This window comes from Sporosarcina sp. USHLN248, from assembly GCF_037144575.1.
Lineage (GTDB): Bacteria > Bacillota > Bacilli > Bacillales_A > Planococcaceae > Sporosarcina > Sporosarcina contaminans.
Genome location: NZ_JBBCZC010000005.1, coordinates 34,165 through 50,734 on the forward strand (window position 1 = coordinate 34,165; position 16,570 = coordinate 50,734).

A 16,570-nucleotide genomic window follows, 5' to 3' on the forward strand; every position below is an offset into this window, starting at 1 on the left:
AGAGAAAGAGATAGGGGGATGTTTTCTTGTTCAGACCGCTTGTGAACCTATTCAAATCGCTGAAGTTCAAATATATGTCCTTGTTTGTAATAAGCCTATCAGCTATTCTTCTATTTTTATTGATGTACGGCAATGTAAAACAGGAAACATACGAATTGCATGAATTTAAAATATCCCCAAAAACCGTCAGATCATTAAAAACGGTCGAAGACACAGTGAAGACAGAGCAAGAAAAGAAGAGGATTGCTGCAGAAGTAACCCCTTTTTATCAGTTTAATGAAGAGGTTTCTAAAATCAGGCAAGCGATTGCAGCCTCATTATTTGATTTCATAATCGAAGCGAAAGAGGAAAATGAAAAGAGTGCTGCTGATACAGAGGATGGAGCAGAAGTCAAAACGAAAAGCAGGTCGGAGCAAATTAAAGAAATCCGCCAAAAGCTGAAGAAATTAGAAGAAGAGGAACCGAATCTTCGATTGACTGACGATGCGATCATTAGCTTACTGAAGGAAGATCCTTCCGATTTACGAAATATGCAACAGGAACTGACGAAAATTATTGGTGATGAGTTATCAAAACCGATACGGTCAGGAGATTTAGCTAGTGTAAGATATGAAGTGGAACGAAAGCTGCGGCTGTCGGATGCAATTCCTTCCGATCAATTGCAAACTTTGATTACGTTAGGTAGATCGTTAGTAGTAGAAACGGAAACAATTAATCGTGAACTGACAGATAGGCGTATTGAAGAGGAAAAGAATGCAGTTGAGCCAACAAGAATTCTGCAAGGACAAGTTATCGTCAGGGAAGGTCAGTTCATTGATTCTGAAATATACCGGCAATTGGAATTGACGGGCCTTTTGACGAACAAGTCCTCTATGAAGCCGATGTTAGGACTTGCTTTATTTGTTCTTTTCTTATCTGTAATTATGTATATGCATTTTTACACATGGGAAGAAAATAAAAATCGCAAGAAGAAGGCTTTGTTCATCGTCTATTCAATATTTTTTATTCTCGTCATCATGATGAAATTAATTAGTTTAATAGATAAAGAATTTGACGTCCAAGTCGCATTTCTTTTTCCGACTGCGTTGGCGCCACTCCTCATTAAGCTGTTAACGAATGAACGGATGGCCTTGATGATTACCATCATAACTGCTGCTACAGCTGGGATTATGCTACAAGAAGGTTATGCGGCGATCATGCAGATGGAACTTACTCTTTATATTTTATTTAGCGGTTTGCTCAGCTTGTATTTATTAGGAAATAATGGACGACGCTCTAACATTTTGCGAACAAGCATAGGGGTTGCAGTTGCCAATATTTTATTTATAGGTTTTTACTTGTTAATGACACAATCGAATTATGAGCTGAATGAATTGATTTTTTATTTCGCTGCAGCAATCGCTTCGGGCATATTATCTGGCGCGCTCACGATTGGCCTCATGCCTTTCTTTGAATCTGGCTTCGGTTTATTATCCGATATGCGCTTAATTGAATTGTCCAATCCGAACCATCCGTTATTGAAAAAAGTATTGACGGAGACGCCCGGCACGTACCACCATAGCGTCATGGTCGCGAACTTGGCAGATGCAGCATGTGAGTCGGTAGGCGGGAATGGGCTATTGGCGAGGGTAGGAAGCTATTATCATGACATTGGAAAAACGATTCGACCGACGTTTTTTATTGAAAATCAGCATGGAGGGCAAAATCCTCATGACGAATTGCCGCCGGATAAGAGCAAGGATATTATTATTGCTCATGCGGTTGATGGAGCAGAGCTGCTGAAAAAGCATAAAATGCCTGCTGAAATCATCGATATTGCCAGGCAGCATCACGGAACAAGTTTGCTAAAATATTTTCATGTTAAAGCTCGTGAAATGGGACAAGATGTTAAAGAAGCTGATTATCGCTATCCTGGTCCGAAACCGCAAACGAAGGAAATTGCAATCATATCGATAGCTGATAGTGTAGAGGCGGCTGTCCGTTCGATGAAAGATCCGACGCCTGAAAAAATTGCCAATCTTGTCAAAGCAATTATTACGGACAAGCTGAATGACGGGCAGTTTGACGAATGCGATTTATCAATGAAAGAGCTTCGGAAAGTTGAAAAAGTCATTTGTGAGACGCTGAATGGCATTTTCCATAGCAGAATTGAATATCCAGAATAACTTTTAAAGGAAGGTGATTGAATGCTGGAACTTTATTTCAATGATGAAACGGGTACTGTAAAAGAAGAAGTGGAAACGTTAGTACGAAACGTATTAAATCATGCAGCTGAAATGGAAGGGCTTTCTGGACATCCTGAACTGTCTGTAACATTTATGACGGATGAGGAAATTCGGAAAGTGAATGCAGAATACCGCGGTAAAGATACGCCGACGGATGTTATTTCTTTTGCTTTGGAAGAAATGGCTGAAGGAGAAGTCGCGATAATTCTTGAAGATGATATGCCGACTGTATTAGGAGATATCCTCATTTCCGTAGAAACAGCTAAAAGGCAGGCGAAGGAATATGGGCATGATGAGCAAAGAGAAATTGGTTTCTTGGCGCTTCATGGCTTCCTGCATCTTTTAGGGTACGACCATATGACTGAAGAGGAAGAAAAGGAAATGTTCGGCAGGCAGAAGGAGATTCTCACATCATTCGGACTTGAAAGGTGAGGTAGCATGCATCGTTTTTTCAAGTCTTTCTATTATGCGATGAAGGGGATTCTTCATGGATTCGCATCCGAAAGAAATTTGAAGTTTCATCTTGCGGCAGCGGTACTGACGATTGTTCTTGGTTTTTTAAGCGGTTTGTCACAGATGGAATGGTTGATCATCATTATGTTGATCGGCGGGATGATTGCTCTTGAACTGATGAACACTGCAGTTGAAAGGGCAGTGGATTTAGTGACCGATGAATTCCACTTGTTGGCGAAACAAGCAAAAGATCTTGCTGCAGGTGCAGTTTTAATATTTGCAATCGCAAGTGCAATGATCGGTCTCATTATTTTCATCCCAAAATGGTTTTTATAAATTACGTTAGAGAGGTTTTTTTATGGATAAAGAAAAGTTAATGTTAGAGGCAAAGAAAGCCCGAGAAATGGCATATGTGCCTTATTCAAAATTTCCTGTAGGAGCAGCGCTTCTGTCGGAGGATGGGAAGGTGTACCACGGCTGCAATATCGAGAACTCTGGATATAGTATGACGAATTGTGCTGAGCGGACAGCATTTTTCAAGGCAGTTTCAGAAGGTGTTAAAACGTTTAAAGCGCTTGCTGTTACTGGTAATACGGAAGGTCCTATTTCTCCTTGTGGCGCTTGCCGACAAGTGATTGCGGAGTTTTGTGACGGTTCAATGCCGGTCTATTTAACAAATTTAAAAGGTGATGTACAAGAAACAACAGTTGCCGAACTCCTTCCAGGTGCTTTTACGAAGGAGGATTTATCATATGCTGCAAGACAACAATAATCCATTCAAATCCGGTTTTATCTCCATCATTGGTAGACCGAATGTAGGGAAGTCTACGTTTTTAAATCGTGTTGTCGGGCAAAAAATTGCAATTATGAGCGATAAGCCGCAAACGACGAGGAACAAAGTGCAAGGTGTTGTGACGACCGATCATTCGCAGCTCATTTTTATCGATACACCAGGTATTCACAAGCCGAAGCACAAATTAGGGGATTTCATGGTGAAATCAGCAAGAAATACGTTAAAAGAAGTCGATGTCATCATGTTTATGGTGAATGCGAATGAGCCGATTGGCGGCGGTGACCGTTTCATTATCGACATGCTTGAAAAGACGGAGACACCTGTCTTTTTAGTAATCAATAAAATCGACCTCGTTCATCCTGACGATCTTTTGACGATTATTACTTCTTACACGGAAGAGTATAATTTTGCGGAAATTGTGCCTTTATCGGCTTTAAACGGCAATAATGTAGAACGTCTTATGGAAACTTTGACGAATTATTTGCCAGAAGGTCCTAAGTATTATCCTGATGATCAAGTGACCGATCATCCAGAACGGTTTATCATTTCAGAATTGATCCGTGAAAAGGTGCTCCATTTGACGCGTGAAGAAATTCCCCATTCGATAGCAGTCGTCATTGAGAAGATTGATCGTGAAGAAGAACGAAATATCGTGAATGTCATGGCGACAATCGTTGTAGACCGTGACTCACAAAAAGGCATCATAATTGGGAAAAAAGGTGCTTTATTGAAAGAAATTGGCACTCGCGCAAGACGTGATATTGAAATGCTGTTAGGTTCGAAAGTATTTTTGGAACTATGGGTAAAAGTGCAAAAGGATTGGCGAAATAAACCCGGACAGCTCCGTGAATTTGGATTCCGCGAGGATGAATATTAATCATGCTGTTTACTGATTAAACAAAGCTGAAGAAGGAGTGGTTGCCTTGCTAAATAAATGGGAAGGAATCATTCTCAAAAGCATACCATATGGCGAGGCCAACAAAATTGTAACGGTTTATACACGGGAAGCCGGCAAAATGACAGCTATGGCGAGAGGTGCGAAGAAGCCGGCAAGCAGATTGGCTGCTGTTACGCAAAATTTCACTCACGGATATTTTCTTATTCGTACAGGTCGGGGAATGGGGACGTTGGAACAGGGCGACCCGATTGATTCTATGCGTCATATTCGAGAAGATCTTGAAGCGACCGCTTATGCGAGTTATGTTGTCGAATTGATTGATAAGCTTACGGATGATCTTGACCAGCGAGCGAACGTATTCGGCTTATTACAGGCGGCATTGCATGCCATCAATGAAGGATATGATCCGGAAGCGATCAGCTTATTTGTCGAGTGGAAAATGTTGCCTGTAGCAGGTGTCCATCCAGTACTCCATCAATGTGCAAATTGTGGAGCGACAGAAGGGGAATTCGCATTTTCGTTTCAGGAGATAGGTTTTCTCTGTCATCGTTGCTTTTCGACCGATCCTTATTTAATACGTATTACCCCTACTCAACTAAGGCTTATTCGGACATTTTATACAGTGCCGATTGAGCAAGTTGGTTCTTTGACACTTAAACGGGCTACGAAGCAATTTATGAAAAAATTAGTCCGCACAGTATATGATGAACAGACCGGTATCCGATTGAAATCGAGAGCGTTTCTTGACCAGTTGGAAAGGACGCCTGAGCTGTTTCCGAAAAGAGAAAACCCGGAAAAAAAGGATGATTAAGTCCTTTTCTTCCGGGTTATTCTATTTCATTTTATTAAAAAGTTAAGTGCTTTTCGATGTATTCTTTTACATCAGCGATCGGCATACGTACTTGTTCCATTGAATCGCGATGTCTCACTGTCACTTGGCGATCTTCTTCGGAGTCAAAATCATACGTAATGCAGAATGGCGTTCCGATTTCATCCTGTCTGCGGTAGCGGCGACCGATCGACTGGGAATCATCGTATTGGACGACGAAATGCTTTCTCAATTCCGCATATACTTCATCTGCACCTTCAGATAGCTTTTTCGATAAAGGCAAGACTGCCGCCTTCACAGGTGCAATGGCAGGGTGGAAACGCATCACTGTACGTTTATCATCGCCTTCCAATTGTTCTTCTGCATAAGCATCGCAAAGGAACGCTAATGTTACGCGGTCCGCACCGACGGAAGGCTCTATGCAATACGGAATGAATTTTTCGTTTGTAACAGGGTCTTGATAATGGAAATCTTCTCCTGAATGTTCCATATGACGTGAAAGGTCGAAATCTGTACGGTTCGCAATGCCCCAAAGCTCGCCCCAGCCGAATGGGAATTTATATTCAATATCAACTGTGCCTTTCGAATAGTGGGATAGCTCTTCTTCATTATGCTCACGCAGGCGAATGTTGCCGGCAGTTAAGCCGAGGTCAAGAAGCCATTGTTTCGAGAAGTCCCTCCAATATTCGTACCACTTCATATCTTCGCCCGGTTTGCAGAAGAACTCTAATTCCATTTGTTCGAATTCACGTGTTCTAAATGTAAAGTTTCCTGGTGTAATTTCATTCCTAAAGCTTTTACCAATTTGTGCAATACCAAATGGCATTTTTTTGCGCATGGAGCGCTGAACATTTTTAAAGTTTACGAAAATACCTTGTGCAGTTTCTGGACGTAAAAAGATTTCGTTTGCAGATGAATCTGTTACACCTTGAGAAGTTTTGAACATCAGATTAAATTGGCGAATGCCTGTATAATCCATAGCGCCACAAGTTGGACATGCGATTTGATGTTCTTGGATCAATTCCTCCATTTTCTCGAAAGGCATGCCGTCAACGACCATTTCAATGCCTTTTGCATCCAATGCATCTTCAATCAGTTTGTCTGCACGATGGCGCGTTTTACACTTTTTACAGTCGATCATTGGATCATTGAAGTTGCCAATATGGCCAGATGCTTCCCAAACTTTAGGGTTCATAAGGATTGCTGCATCTAATCCTTCGTTATATGGAGACTCTTGGACAAATTTTTGCCACCAAGCACGTTTGATATTATTTTTCAATTCGATGCCTAATGGGCCATAATCCCAAGTGTTCGCCAGCCCACCATAAATTTCAGAGCCAGGAAAGACGAATCCTCTCTGTTTTGATAAGTTCACAATTTGCTCCATGTTCAACATAGATCATCCCTCCAAATAAAATAAGCACCCATCCCCGGACGTAACGTCCGGGGACGAGTGCGTGTTCACCCGCGGTTCCACCCCGATTGGTTGAATAACAACCCTCTTTGGAAATCGATAGCTCAAGGTTGCCGTTTCATGCCGGTGCGGACTTTCACCAATCCCCGCTCGCTAATGTTGGCATTACTTATAGACCTGTCGTCGCTTATTCAATTACATAGTAGATAAATTCTGTATTAGTGTAGCATGGATGTTGAATCTCTGCAATCTTTTGTATGAAAGGAATGATATTATTTCCTCAAAGCCGCGGGGATAGGAAAAATAGAATCAAAATGCTATACTAATCAAGGATATATTATCGAACGATTAGGGCGGTGATTCATATGGAATTGAATAAGCGCCAGACCGAAATCCTTGAAATCGTCAAATTGGATGGTCCGATTACCGGTGAACAAATTGCCGAGCGATTGAAATTGGCGAGAGCGACGATTAGGCCGGATTTGGCAATCCTAACAATGGCAGGATTTTTAGATGCAAGGCCAAGGGTTGGTTATTTTTATTCCGGGAAAAAGCCGACCCAATCGGTGTCAGATGGAATGATCGGCATGAAAGTCGGGGATTTCCAGTCAATCCCTGTCGTCGTGAACGAAAATGTATCGGTCTATGATGCGATTTGTCAAATGTTTTTAGAAGATGTAGGCACGCTCTTCGTTGTTGATAAATCTTCTTGCTTGTCAGGTGTGTTATCAAGAAAAGATTTGCTACGCACAAGTATTGGCACAACCGAATTGGAAAAATTACCGGTCCACGTCATTATGACACGAATGCCGAATATTACATATTGCAAAAAGCAAGATACGCTTATACATGCAGCAAAAAAGATGATGGATAAACAAATAGATTCCTTGCCTGTCATCATTGAAAAGAGCAAGGGCCTTGAAGTAGTGGGAAGAATTACGAAGACGAATATAACTGCCGCTTTTCTTTCATTGGCGGAAGAGCATGAATTATGATCAATTACCCAAAAGCATAATGAGTAGGAGTGATCAAATGAGGAAATTGACATTGTTCATAGTTTCCGATTCTGTCGGCGAAACCGCAGATTTAGTTGCAAAAGCAGCAGCAAGCCAATTTAGACAGGACTTGGAAACAGTATCGATGAAACGTTTTTCCCACGTTGAAGATGAATCGCAGCTGACTGAAATCGCTTATTTGGCGAAAAGGCAAGATGCAATTATCATTTATACATTAGTAAAAAGCAATATGCGTCAAAAGCTGTTGGAAGAATGCCGCAAGCATCAGTTGAAATGCATTGATTTGTTAGGACCAATTGTCGATAAAATCAGTCAGCAGCTTACTGAGAAGCCTTTCGAAGAACCTGGACTTGTTAGGCAATTGGACAACGATTATTTCAAAAAAATTGAAGCGATTGAATTCGCGGTTAAATATGATGATGGAAGGGACCCAAGAGGTGTTTTAAAGGCTGATATTGTGCTTGTCGGCGTTTCAAGAACGTCAAAGACACCTTTATCGCAATACTTGGCACATCGCAGGTTTAAAGTTGCAAATGTGCCGTTAGTACCGGAGGTGGATCCTCCGGAAGAGCTTTATCAAATCGATCCAAATAAATGTTTCGGTTTAGTCATTTCTCCTTCAGTTTTAAATTCGATTCGAAGAGAGAGACTGCTCACTTTAGGGTTGAAAGATGATGCGAATTACGCACAAATCGACCGGATCAGGCAAGAATTAGATCATTTCAATAAAGTCGTTTCTAAGATAGGCTGCAAAGTGATTGATGTTTCCAATCGTGCTGTTGAAGAAACAGCAAATCTTATTATGAGCGAAATGTCAAATCGCTTTTAATTGTTTATTTGCATAGAACGTGTAGCATCCTTTGGAAGGACCACCCGGGCAAAATGGTTGGTTCTTCTTTTGCGGATGTGTACAATAGTTATTTGGTAAAACTTGAATTCGTCAATTTGATAAATAATAGTATGATGTTAAGAGCTTACTAAGTGCGTAAGTTGGATTAGTTGATGAGATGAAAGTTGAGTTGCAATTGTCATTACGTATATTCAATACTTTTTTTCGCATAATAATAGATTACGATGTATAATTTGAAACGAAATAAGCAAGGAAGAATATACTGAACGCTTTGAGTCAAACTAGAAAAAATAAAGGCGATTTTCAACAATTGCTTAACTACACTCTATTAATTTACAAATCATCACTTAAAAATTATTTTGTCGAAAAAGCAGGATTTGCGGAATCTATCTCGAATTCAGTAAGAGAGTGGAATGGTGATTCAATGACGAAAATACCAGAAGAGACAATTGAAGAGATCCGCTCGAAAACAGATATTGTTGATTTGATCGGTGAATACGTCCAGCTAACAAAAAGGGGGAAGAACTACTTCGGCTTATGTCCTTTCCATGGCGAAAGCACGCCATCTTTTTCAGTTACTGAAGAAAAGCAATTATTTCATTGTTTTGGCTGCGGTGCGAGCGGAAATGCCATTACATTCGTTATGGATATTGAAAACGCTACGTTTACCGAAGCAGTTTCTAAACTTGCAAGCCGATCAGGGATTGCAATTGAAACATTTAGCGCAGACGGAGCTGTTCAAAAGAAAAGTAATGAGCATCAGTCTCTTTTAGATGCGCACGCATTTGCTGCTAATTTCTATAGTCATTTATTACTTAATACGGTTGAGGGCGAAAAGGCCTTGCATTATTTGGAGAATAGAGGATTTACCCGTGAGCATATCGAAAAGTATGGTATAGGTTGGTCCTTGGAAGATAGGGAAACGTTAACTCAATTATTGCAGCGGAAAAAATTTGATATGAAGGAGATGGAAAAAGCAGGTCTCATTATTATGAAACAAGATGGGACAGGCTATTTTGACCGTTTTCGTGGACGTATCATGTTCCCGCTTCATGACGATAATGGAAATGTAGTCGGCTTTTCTGGAAGGCGTCTTTCTGATTCAAAAGAAGAAGCTAAGTACTTAAATAGTCCAGAAACCCCCATTTTTGAAAAGAGCAGACTGCTTTATAATTTTCACCAAGCGCGTCTTAATGTACGTAAATCGGGTAAAGTAATACTATTTGAAGGATTTATGGATACAATTGCCGCAGAACGTGCAGGAATTTTGAATAGCGTGGCAGTAATGGGAACATCCTTATCTGAAACACATCTATTGAAATTGAAACGCATTGCAAATCAACTGATCATCTGTTGCGATGGAGATGATGCAGGTTGGGAGGCAGCAAAACGGTTTGCAAATCTATCCATTCAAAAAGGATTGGATCCGCAAATTGCTTTATTGCCAGGAAAAATGGATCCTGATGAATATATTGCTACCTTTGGAGGCGATGCTTTCGTCAACAAGGTAATTGGCAATCCACATTCATATATGTCTTTTATCATTGCTTATGCAAAACGATCAAAAAACCTATCACATGAAAATGATGTGTTGCAATATATCCATGAAGTATTGGAAGAACTTGCACCTAAGTTATCCCCGATCGAGAAAGATTTAATGATACGCCAGTTATCCGCAGAAACCGGTGTATCAGCCGAAGCGCTCCACGAGCAATTGACAAAACGGTTAGGCAAAATGGCCAAGCAGGAAAAAGCGCAATGGCAAGAATCACGACTCGAACAGGCTGCACCAATAGCGGCACCACGTAAAATGACGAGTATAGATCGGGCTGAACGATTGTTGCTATGCCATCTTCTCAATGACGGAGCCTTATTCGATAGGGTAAGGCAAGATCATCAGGAGATGTTCATCCGGGAAGATTATTCGACAATCTTCGTCAAGTTAGCCGGATTTTACGAACAACATGGCGAGCCGGATTTTCATAGATTTGCGGAAACGATCGAGGATCGTGAACTTCGTAAAATTGTAATGGAAGCGGCAATGATGGATAGAGATCCGGAGTCTGGAGAGCAAGAAGTGAATGATTGTATTCATCATTTGGCCAAGCAACGCATTATCCAGAAAATTGAAGAGATGATGCATGCATCAAAAGAAGCAGAAAAAATGAACGATCATACCCGGGCACTGGAGCTGGCCAGGGAAATTATACAGCTCCGGAAATCATTATCGGCAATGTAGAGCCGTATTCCGGCGAATTAAGGAGGAACGGGTATTATGACTAAAAAAGAGCAATCCGGAGAATTGGAGAACGAAATGACATTAGAAGAAGTAAAAGCTAATTTATTAGAAGCAGGCAAAAAATCGGGTGAATTAACGATTGAGGAAGTAACAGAAAAACTATCCGCATTTGAAATGGAGCCCGACCAATATGAAGAATTCCTTGATCAGATTGAAGCCCAAGGGATCGAAATGGATCGAAAAGACGATGATGAAGACGGAGGAAAGGAAGAAGAACAATTCGACCTAAATGATTTAAGTGTGCCTCCCGGCGTCAAAATTAACGATCCTGTGCGCATGTATCTGAAAGAAATCGGCCGGGTCGATTTATTGACTGGTGATGAAGAGGTCAAATTAGCGATCCGTATCCAAGAAGGCGTGGAAGCGGAACAAAAGCTTGCCGAATTGGATAAGCCCGACCCTGAACTTGAAGAAATCGTCTTTAGGGGGGAAAATGCCAAGAAAAAACTAGCGGAAGCCAATCTCCGGCTCGTCGTCAGCATTGCAAAACGATATGTTGGTCGTGGAATGCTGTTCCTTGATTTGATTCAAGAAGGGAATATGGGTCTTATTAAAGCCGTAGAAAAATTTGACCATACGAAAGGATTTAAGTTTAGTACGTATGCGACGTGGTGGATCCGTCAAGCGATTACCCGTGCCATTGCGGACCAGGCGAGAACAATCCGAATCCCGGTTCATATGGTTGAAACGATCAATAAATTAATTCGTGTGCAGCGTCAATTGCTGCAAGATTTAGGTCGTGAACCGTCACCTGAGGAAATCGGGGAGGAGATGGATTTAACAGCAGAAAAAGTGCGTGAAATCTTAAAGATTGCCCAAGAGCCTGTATCGCTGGAAACGCCGATTGGAGAAGAAGATGATTCGCATTTAGGTGATTTCATCGAAGACTCTGAGGCACAATCCCCTTCTGATCATGCAGCGTATGAATTGCTGAAAGAGCAGTTGGAAGACGTATTGGATACATTGACAGACAGAGAAGAAAATGTTCTAAGACTTCGCTTCGGATTGGACGATGGCAGAACTAGAACGCTTGAAGAAGTCGGGAAAGTGTTCGGTGTAACTCGTGAGCGCATCCGTCAAATTGAAGCAAAAGCTTTGCGTAAGTTAAGACACCCATCGCGAAGCAAACGATTGAAAGATTTCTTGGAGTAATTTCCAATCTTATATAGCGAATTGGATAGGCTATCCGAAAAGTGGCGAATTACTTTTCGGACAGCCTTTTTTATAAGAATAGGGGCTTGGTTTGGTCATGAGTGTACAAAGAAAAAAAATCATCACAACAGAAATCAAATATTGGAAACAGCATAATTTATTGCCGGAGCATTATTGCGATTTCTTGCTGACGCTGTATACAGAGGGAGAAGAGGTAGAAAGCAAACCTTCTTCTGCTATCCTATCAAAAGAAAAGAAAACAATTAAAATGCAATATATTTGGTTGGCAATTATCGGCTTGGCAGTTAGCGCATCATTATTCATTTTTAAAGACAATCCCCTCATTCCAATGAGTATCGCTACGATTACGGTAATCTCTTTGTTGATTGGAAGTATGAACAGTAGGCTTCTAAAAAAAGGGATCGTTCCTTTTTTGTATGTGTTATGTGCAATGATTTTGCTATGCATGTCATTAGTTGTTTGGATGAGTTTTTTTGAAGGACAAACGATGTTATTAATTGCTTTGCTTATATTGAATTGTGTTTTATGGCTATTCGCCGGAAGGATGCTTAAACTTATCTATTTCACGATTTCTGGGGCTGCAGGCTTGCTACTTATTATCGGTTTTTTGTTAACATCTCTATGAGAATATAAACTTCATTCTATAGAATGTTGTGAATCAATGACTATATTCGGTATAATAAGAATGTAAGCGTTCACAACAAAGGGGATGAAGAAATTGAATTTCGATTTAACAGATGAACAACAGATGATCCGGAAAATGATGCGGGAGTTTGCAGACGAAGTTGTCGCTCCTGGAGCCATCGAGAGGGACCGGACAAAAGAATTCCCGAAAGAGATTTTTAAACAGCTTTCGGATATGGGAGTAATGGGACTTCCTTTTCCGGAACAGTACGGTGGCGGTGGAGGCGACACGATTAGTTTTGCCATTGTCACAGAAGAGTTGAGCCGTGCTTGCGCTTCAACCGGCATCACGTATTCTGCGCACATTTCATTGGGGGGAGCTCCATTATATTTGTTTGGTACCGAGGAGCAAAAAGAAAAATATTTAACGCCGATATGTAAAGGGGAAACATTCGGCGCATTTGGATTGACAGAGCCTAATGCAGGTTCGGACGCGGGGGGGACGCAGACGACTGCACGTGAAGAAGGCGATGAATTTGTCATTAACGGTTCCAAAGTATATATTACGAACGCAAGCCATGCAAAGCATCTTGCGCTCACTGCTATTACTGGACAAGAAAATGGAAAGAAAGAAATAAGTGCCATTATCGTTCCGACAAATAGTGAAGGATTCACCATTATCGATAACTATGAAAAAATGGGACTGAACGCGTCCAATACGACGGAATTGGTATTGGACAATGTTCGCGTGCCGAAAGAAAATTTATTAGGAAAACGCGGCCACGGTTTTCGCCAGTTTTTAGTTACGTTAGATGGTGGACGTATTGGCATTGGTGCAATGGCTGTAGGAATTGCCCAATCAGCTTTTGATCGGGCATTACGCTATTCCAAGGAACGGAAACAATTTGGAAAAACATTATCGGAATTCCAAGTAACTCAGTTTAAATTGGCTGATATGGCAATGAAAATTGAACTAGCGCGTAATATGGTCTATAAAGCAGCATGGTTAAAAGACCAAGGACGTCCGTTTACGAAGGAAGCGGCAATGTGCAAATTATACGCTTCAGAAATTGCGATGGAAATTGCCGATGAAGCGATCCAAATTCATGGTGGCTATGGATATATGAAAGAATATGAAGTCGAACGCTATATGCGGGATGCAAAATTGCTCGAAATCGGTGAAGGAACTTCAGAAGTCCAAAGAATGGTCATTGCGCGCCAAGTTGGTGTTTAATGGAAAAGAGCTCAATACTGTGAAATCATTAGACCAATAATAAATTGTCCGATCAACGGCAATTCTCTTCGAAACGCTGAATTTCGTTTGTGGGGAATCCATTACGATTATCCAAGAAAGCGATAAGAATGATTGCGAACCTATGAAAAGGAAAATCACAATCCAAACGCCAATTTTATTGAACGGTTTAGCAGCTTCCTTGGAAATCGAGCCTTTTAAGTAATTTTTGTGTTTATGGTCGAATTTCCAAAAACAGATACCGACAAAAATCGGAAAAAGTTTGTCTAAATTGTCACAAACGGTTAAATGAATAAGGATAACTCTTTCAGTTTTTCATCGAATACAGTACAATGATAGTTGTGTACTGTATTATTTACAGAATAGATCCCGGTGAAGGAGGGTAATTCAATGAAAAACAATCCTGTAGTGCCTTATATCCTTATTTTTGCGCTTGGATTAGGACTTATTTTCTTCATGTCTCTTTACGGTATTGAACAAAAAGATGAAATCGCAGGTTCGGATGAAGAGGGAAATACAGAAGAAAATGCAGCAGCCGAGGATTTTGATCCTGAGGAATTCGTCCAAGGCCAATGTATTACTTGTCACGGTGATGACTTGACTGGAAACATGGGACCAAGCCTTGTTGGCTTAACTGAAACTCCAGAAGAGATTCACGACATCATCAAGAATGGTACACAAGGCGGAATGCCACCATTCGGCAGCAAGCTTGAAGATGATCAAATCGATCAATTGACAGAGTATCTTCTATCTCTTAAATAAGTAGTGGAGAGTCATCGGAAGTCGGCACCTTGCTGATGTTCCGATGACTCTTTTCAATTCAATAAGCTGCCTGCTTTTGATAAAGTAAGCAATAGTTATATAACGAATTGGAAAGGTGGCGGTTAATTGAATACTGTGAAATTGTCTGATCGTCTTGCGGCAGTAGCGTCTTTTGTAGAAGAAGGGGCCGTTCTTGCTGATATTGGAAGCGATCATGCTTATTTGCCGTGTTATTTAGTTCATGCACATAAAATCGAGAGAGCGATAGCGGGGGAAGTCGTCAAGGGGCCATTTGAATCCGCAGTGAAAAATGTAAAACGTGAAGGATTGGATGATCATATTACGGTTCGTTTAGCGAATGGATTGTCGGCTATTAAAGAGCATGATCAAGTCGATACTGTGACGATTGCAGGAATGGGAGGTCCGTTGATTGCTACTATCCTGCAGGAAGGAAAGGATAAGCTCTTTTCCGTAAAACGGATTATAACGCAACCGAATATTCACGCTTCTTCTATTCGTCAGTGGGCGATGGAAAACGGATGGAAGATTGTCAATGAGCAAATTTTAAAAGAAGACGGCAAAATTTATGAAATTATCGTATTGGAAAAAGGCAAATCGGTATATGATGATTTGGAAATTGCTGTAGGACCTTTTTTATTGCAACAACGCTCGGATACTTTTTTAGAAAAATGGAATCGCGAAGTTTTAGAGTGGCAACGTGTCTTGCTATCTTTGGAGCATGCGGCAGAAACGGAAGAAATCCGTTTGAAAAAAGATCATTTGAGCAAGCGAATCCAATTAATAGGGAAGGTGTTGTCAGATTGAAGAAAGTGAATGGACATGAAATCATATCTTTGTTTGAGCAATGGTCGCCTAAAAGATTCGCGGAAGACTGGGACCCGGTCGGTTTGCATATCGGTCAATTAAACCGTCAAGTTGAAAAAGTGTTAGTAACATTAGATGTCAACGAAGATGTTATTGACGAGGCGATTGAAGCAGGGGCGAATTTAATTATTGCCCACCATCCACCGATTTTCCGCCCAATGAAGCATATTTGGACGGATACTCCTCAAGGAAGAATGGTCGAAAAATGTATCAAGTATGATATTTCCGTTTATGCAGCTCATACAAATTTGGACGTTGCATCCGGTGGAGTCAATGATTTATTAGCTGACAAGTTAGGTTTGAATCATTTGGAAGTGATGGAAGTGACACATTCTGACCCGCTTTATAAATTGGCTGTTTTTTGTCCTGTTGAACAGGCGGATGAATTGCGTGCAGCATTGTCTAAAGCAGGAGCTGGCGCGATCGGAGATTATGCAGGGTGCAGCTTCACTTCTACAGGCATCGGACGCTTCTTGCCACAAGACGGTGCCGATCCTTTCATCGGAGAAATCGGCAAAATGGAACAAGTTGAAGAGGAACGGATCGAAGTCGTATTGCCGGGACCGTTGCGACAAAAAGTGTTAAAAGCAATGCTTGATGCCCATCCGTACGAAGAGCCTGCGTATGATTTTTTTGTTTTGGACCAACGGACGGATGCGTACGGTTTAGGCCGTGTCGGCACGATCAAAGAACCAGCGAAGCTCGATGATTTTGCGGATTATGTAAAAGAGGCGTTGGACGTACCGGCATTGAGAATTGTCGGCGATGGCAATAAAATCGTGAAGAAAGTGGCAGTATTAGGTGGAAGCGGCAGCAAATACATTCATTCTGCGAAAAGGAAAGGTGCAGATGTATTTGTAACAGGGGATATTGACTTTCATACGGCCCAAGATGCAGAAGCGATGGGATTATCGATTATAGATCCTGGTCACCATGTTGAAAAAGTGATGATTGCAGGCGTGGCGCTTAAAATGGAACAGCTCTGTAAAGAGAGTGGATATGAGGTTACTTTTATCCAATCAGTAATCGATACAGAGCCATTTCGATTCATTTAAAAAATGGACTGCCTTCTCTCGGTTAGACGATGAAGGCAGTCC

The 16,570-nt window shown here is 41.2% G+C and carries 16 protein-coding genes; 15 read left to right on the forward strand and 1 reads right to left on the reverse strand.

The features are described from left to right. Positions 1-26: 26 nt before the first annotated feature. Genes WFH04_RS03190 through recO form a run of 6 tightly spaced genes read left to right on the forward strand, consistent with a single transcriptional unit; the run spans position 27 to position 5,180 of the window. On the forward strand, positions 27-2,165 hold the full coding sequence (locus WFH04_RS03190) for an HD family phosphohydrolase (protein WP_336822613.1): 2,139 nt from the start codon (positions 27-29) through the stop codon (positions 2,163-2,165). A gap of 21 nt (positions 2,166-2,186) precedes the next feature. Further along, positions 2,187-2,657, forward strand: a complete 471-nt coding sequence (gene ybeY / locus WFH04_RS03195; RefSeq protein ID WP_336822614.1) for an rRNA maturation RNase YbeY — start codon at positions 2,187-2,189, stop codon at positions 2,655-2,657. A gap of 6 nt (positions 2,658-2,663) precedes the next feature. Beyond that, positions 2,664-3,014 carry a diacylglycerol kinase family protein gene (locus WFH04_RS03200; RefSeq protein ID WP_336822615.1) on the forward strand — a complete coding sequence of 117 codons (351 nt, stop codon included), beginning with the start codon at positions 2,664-2,666 and terminating at the stop codon, positions 3,012-3,014. 22 nt (positions 3,015-3,036) lie between these two features. After that, positions 3,037-3,450 carry a cytidine deaminase gene (locus tag WFH04_RS03205; protein ID WP_336822616.1) on the forward strand — a complete coding sequence of 138 codons (414 nt, stop codon included), beginning with the start codon at positions 3,037-3,039 and terminating at the stop codon, positions 3,448-3,450. Beyond that, a complete protein-coding gene (era, locus tag WFH04_RS03210; protein ID WP_336822617.1) occupies positions 3,431-4,348 on the forward strand; it encodes a GTPase Era in 918 nt (305 codons plus the stop codon). Before WFH04_RS03205 ends, era begins: the two co-directional genes overlap by 20 nt. Before the next feature lie 46 nt (positions 4,349-4,394). Beyond that, positions 4,395-5,180: a DNA repair protein RecO gene (gene recO / locus WFH04_RS03215; RefSeq protein WP_336822618.1), complete on the forward strand. Its 786-nt coding sequence runs from the start codon at positions 4,395-4,397 to the stop codon at positions 5,178-5,180. A gap of 34 nt (positions 5,181-5,214) precedes the next feature. Here the strand turns inward: recO and WFH04_RS03220 are convergent, their stop codons facing one another. After that, a complete protein-coding gene (locus WFH04_RS03220) occupies positions 5,215-6,594 on the reverse strand; it encodes a glycine--tRNA ligase (RefSeq protein ID WP_336822619.1) in 1,380 nt (459 codons plus the stop codon). Between the two features lie 383 nt (positions 6,595-6,977). Between WFH04_RS03220 and ccpN the strand changes: the two genes are divergently transcribed. The 9 genes from ccpN to WFH04_RS03265 all read left to right on the forward strand — a co-directional run bounded on the left by ccpN (position 6,978) and on the right by WFH04_RS03265 (position 16,528). After that, entirely contained in the window at positions 6,978-7,607 is a 630-nt protein-coding gene (ccpN, locus tag WFH04_RS03225; RefSeq protein ID WP_408020159.1) for a transcriptional regulator CcpN, read from the forward strand. Positions 7,608-7,644: 37 nt separating this feature from the next. After that, a complete protein-coding gene (locus tag WFH04_RS03230; RefSeq protein WP_336822621.1) occupies positions 7,645-8,457 on the forward strand; it encodes a pyruvate, water dikinase regulatory protein in 813 nt (270 codons plus the stop codon). A gap of 445 nt (positions 8,458-8,902) precedes the next feature. Further along, positions 8,903-10,717: a DNA primase gene (gene dnaG, locus WFH04_RS03235; RefSeq protein ID WP_336822622.1), complete on the forward strand. Its 1,815-nt coding sequence runs from the start codon at positions 8,903-8,905 to the stop codon at positions 10,715-10,717. A gap of 36 nt (positions 10,718-10,753) precedes the next feature. Further along, positions 10,754-11,929 (forward strand): RNA polymerase sigma factor RpoD, encoded by a 1,176-nt coding sequence (gene rpoD / locus WFH04_RS03240; protein WP_336822623.1) that lies wholly within the window; start codon positions 10,754-10,756, stop codon positions 11,927-11,929. Between the two features lie 97 nt (positions 11,930-12,026). Further along, a complete protein-coding gene (locus WFH04_RS03245; protein ID WP_336822624.1) occupies positions 12,027-12,575 on the forward strand; it encodes a hypothetical protein in 549 nt (182 codons plus the stop codon). 93 nt (positions 12,576-12,668) lie between these two features. After that, on the forward strand, positions 12,669-13,808 hold the full coding sequence (locus WFH04_RS03250) for an acyl-CoA dehydrogenase (protein WP_336822625.1): 1,140 nt from the start codon (positions 12,669-12,671) through the stop codon (positions 13,806-13,808). A gap of 408 nt (positions 13,809-14,216) precedes the next feature. Next, positions 14,217-14,588, forward strand: coding sequence for a c-type cytochrome (locus WFH04_RS03255; protein WP_336822626.1), 372 nt, complete (start codon positions 14,217-14,219; stop codon positions 14,586-14,588). A gap of 126 nt (positions 14,589-14,714) precedes the next feature. Continuing rightward, entirely contained in the window at positions 14,715-15,413 is a 699-nt protein-coding gene (locus WFH04_RS03260) for a tRNA (adenine(22)-N(1))-methyltransferase (protein ID WP_336822627.1), read from the forward strand. Next, positions 15,410-16,528, forward strand: coding sequence for a Nif3-like dinuclear metal center hexameric protein (locus tag WFH04_RS03265; RefSeq protein ID WP_336822628.1), 1,119 nt, complete (start codon positions 15,410-15,412; stop codon positions 16,526-16,528). Before WFH04_RS03260 ends, WFH04_RS03265 begins: the two co-directional genes overlap by 4 nt. The last annotated feature ends 42 nt before the right edge of the window (positions 16,529-16,570 follow it).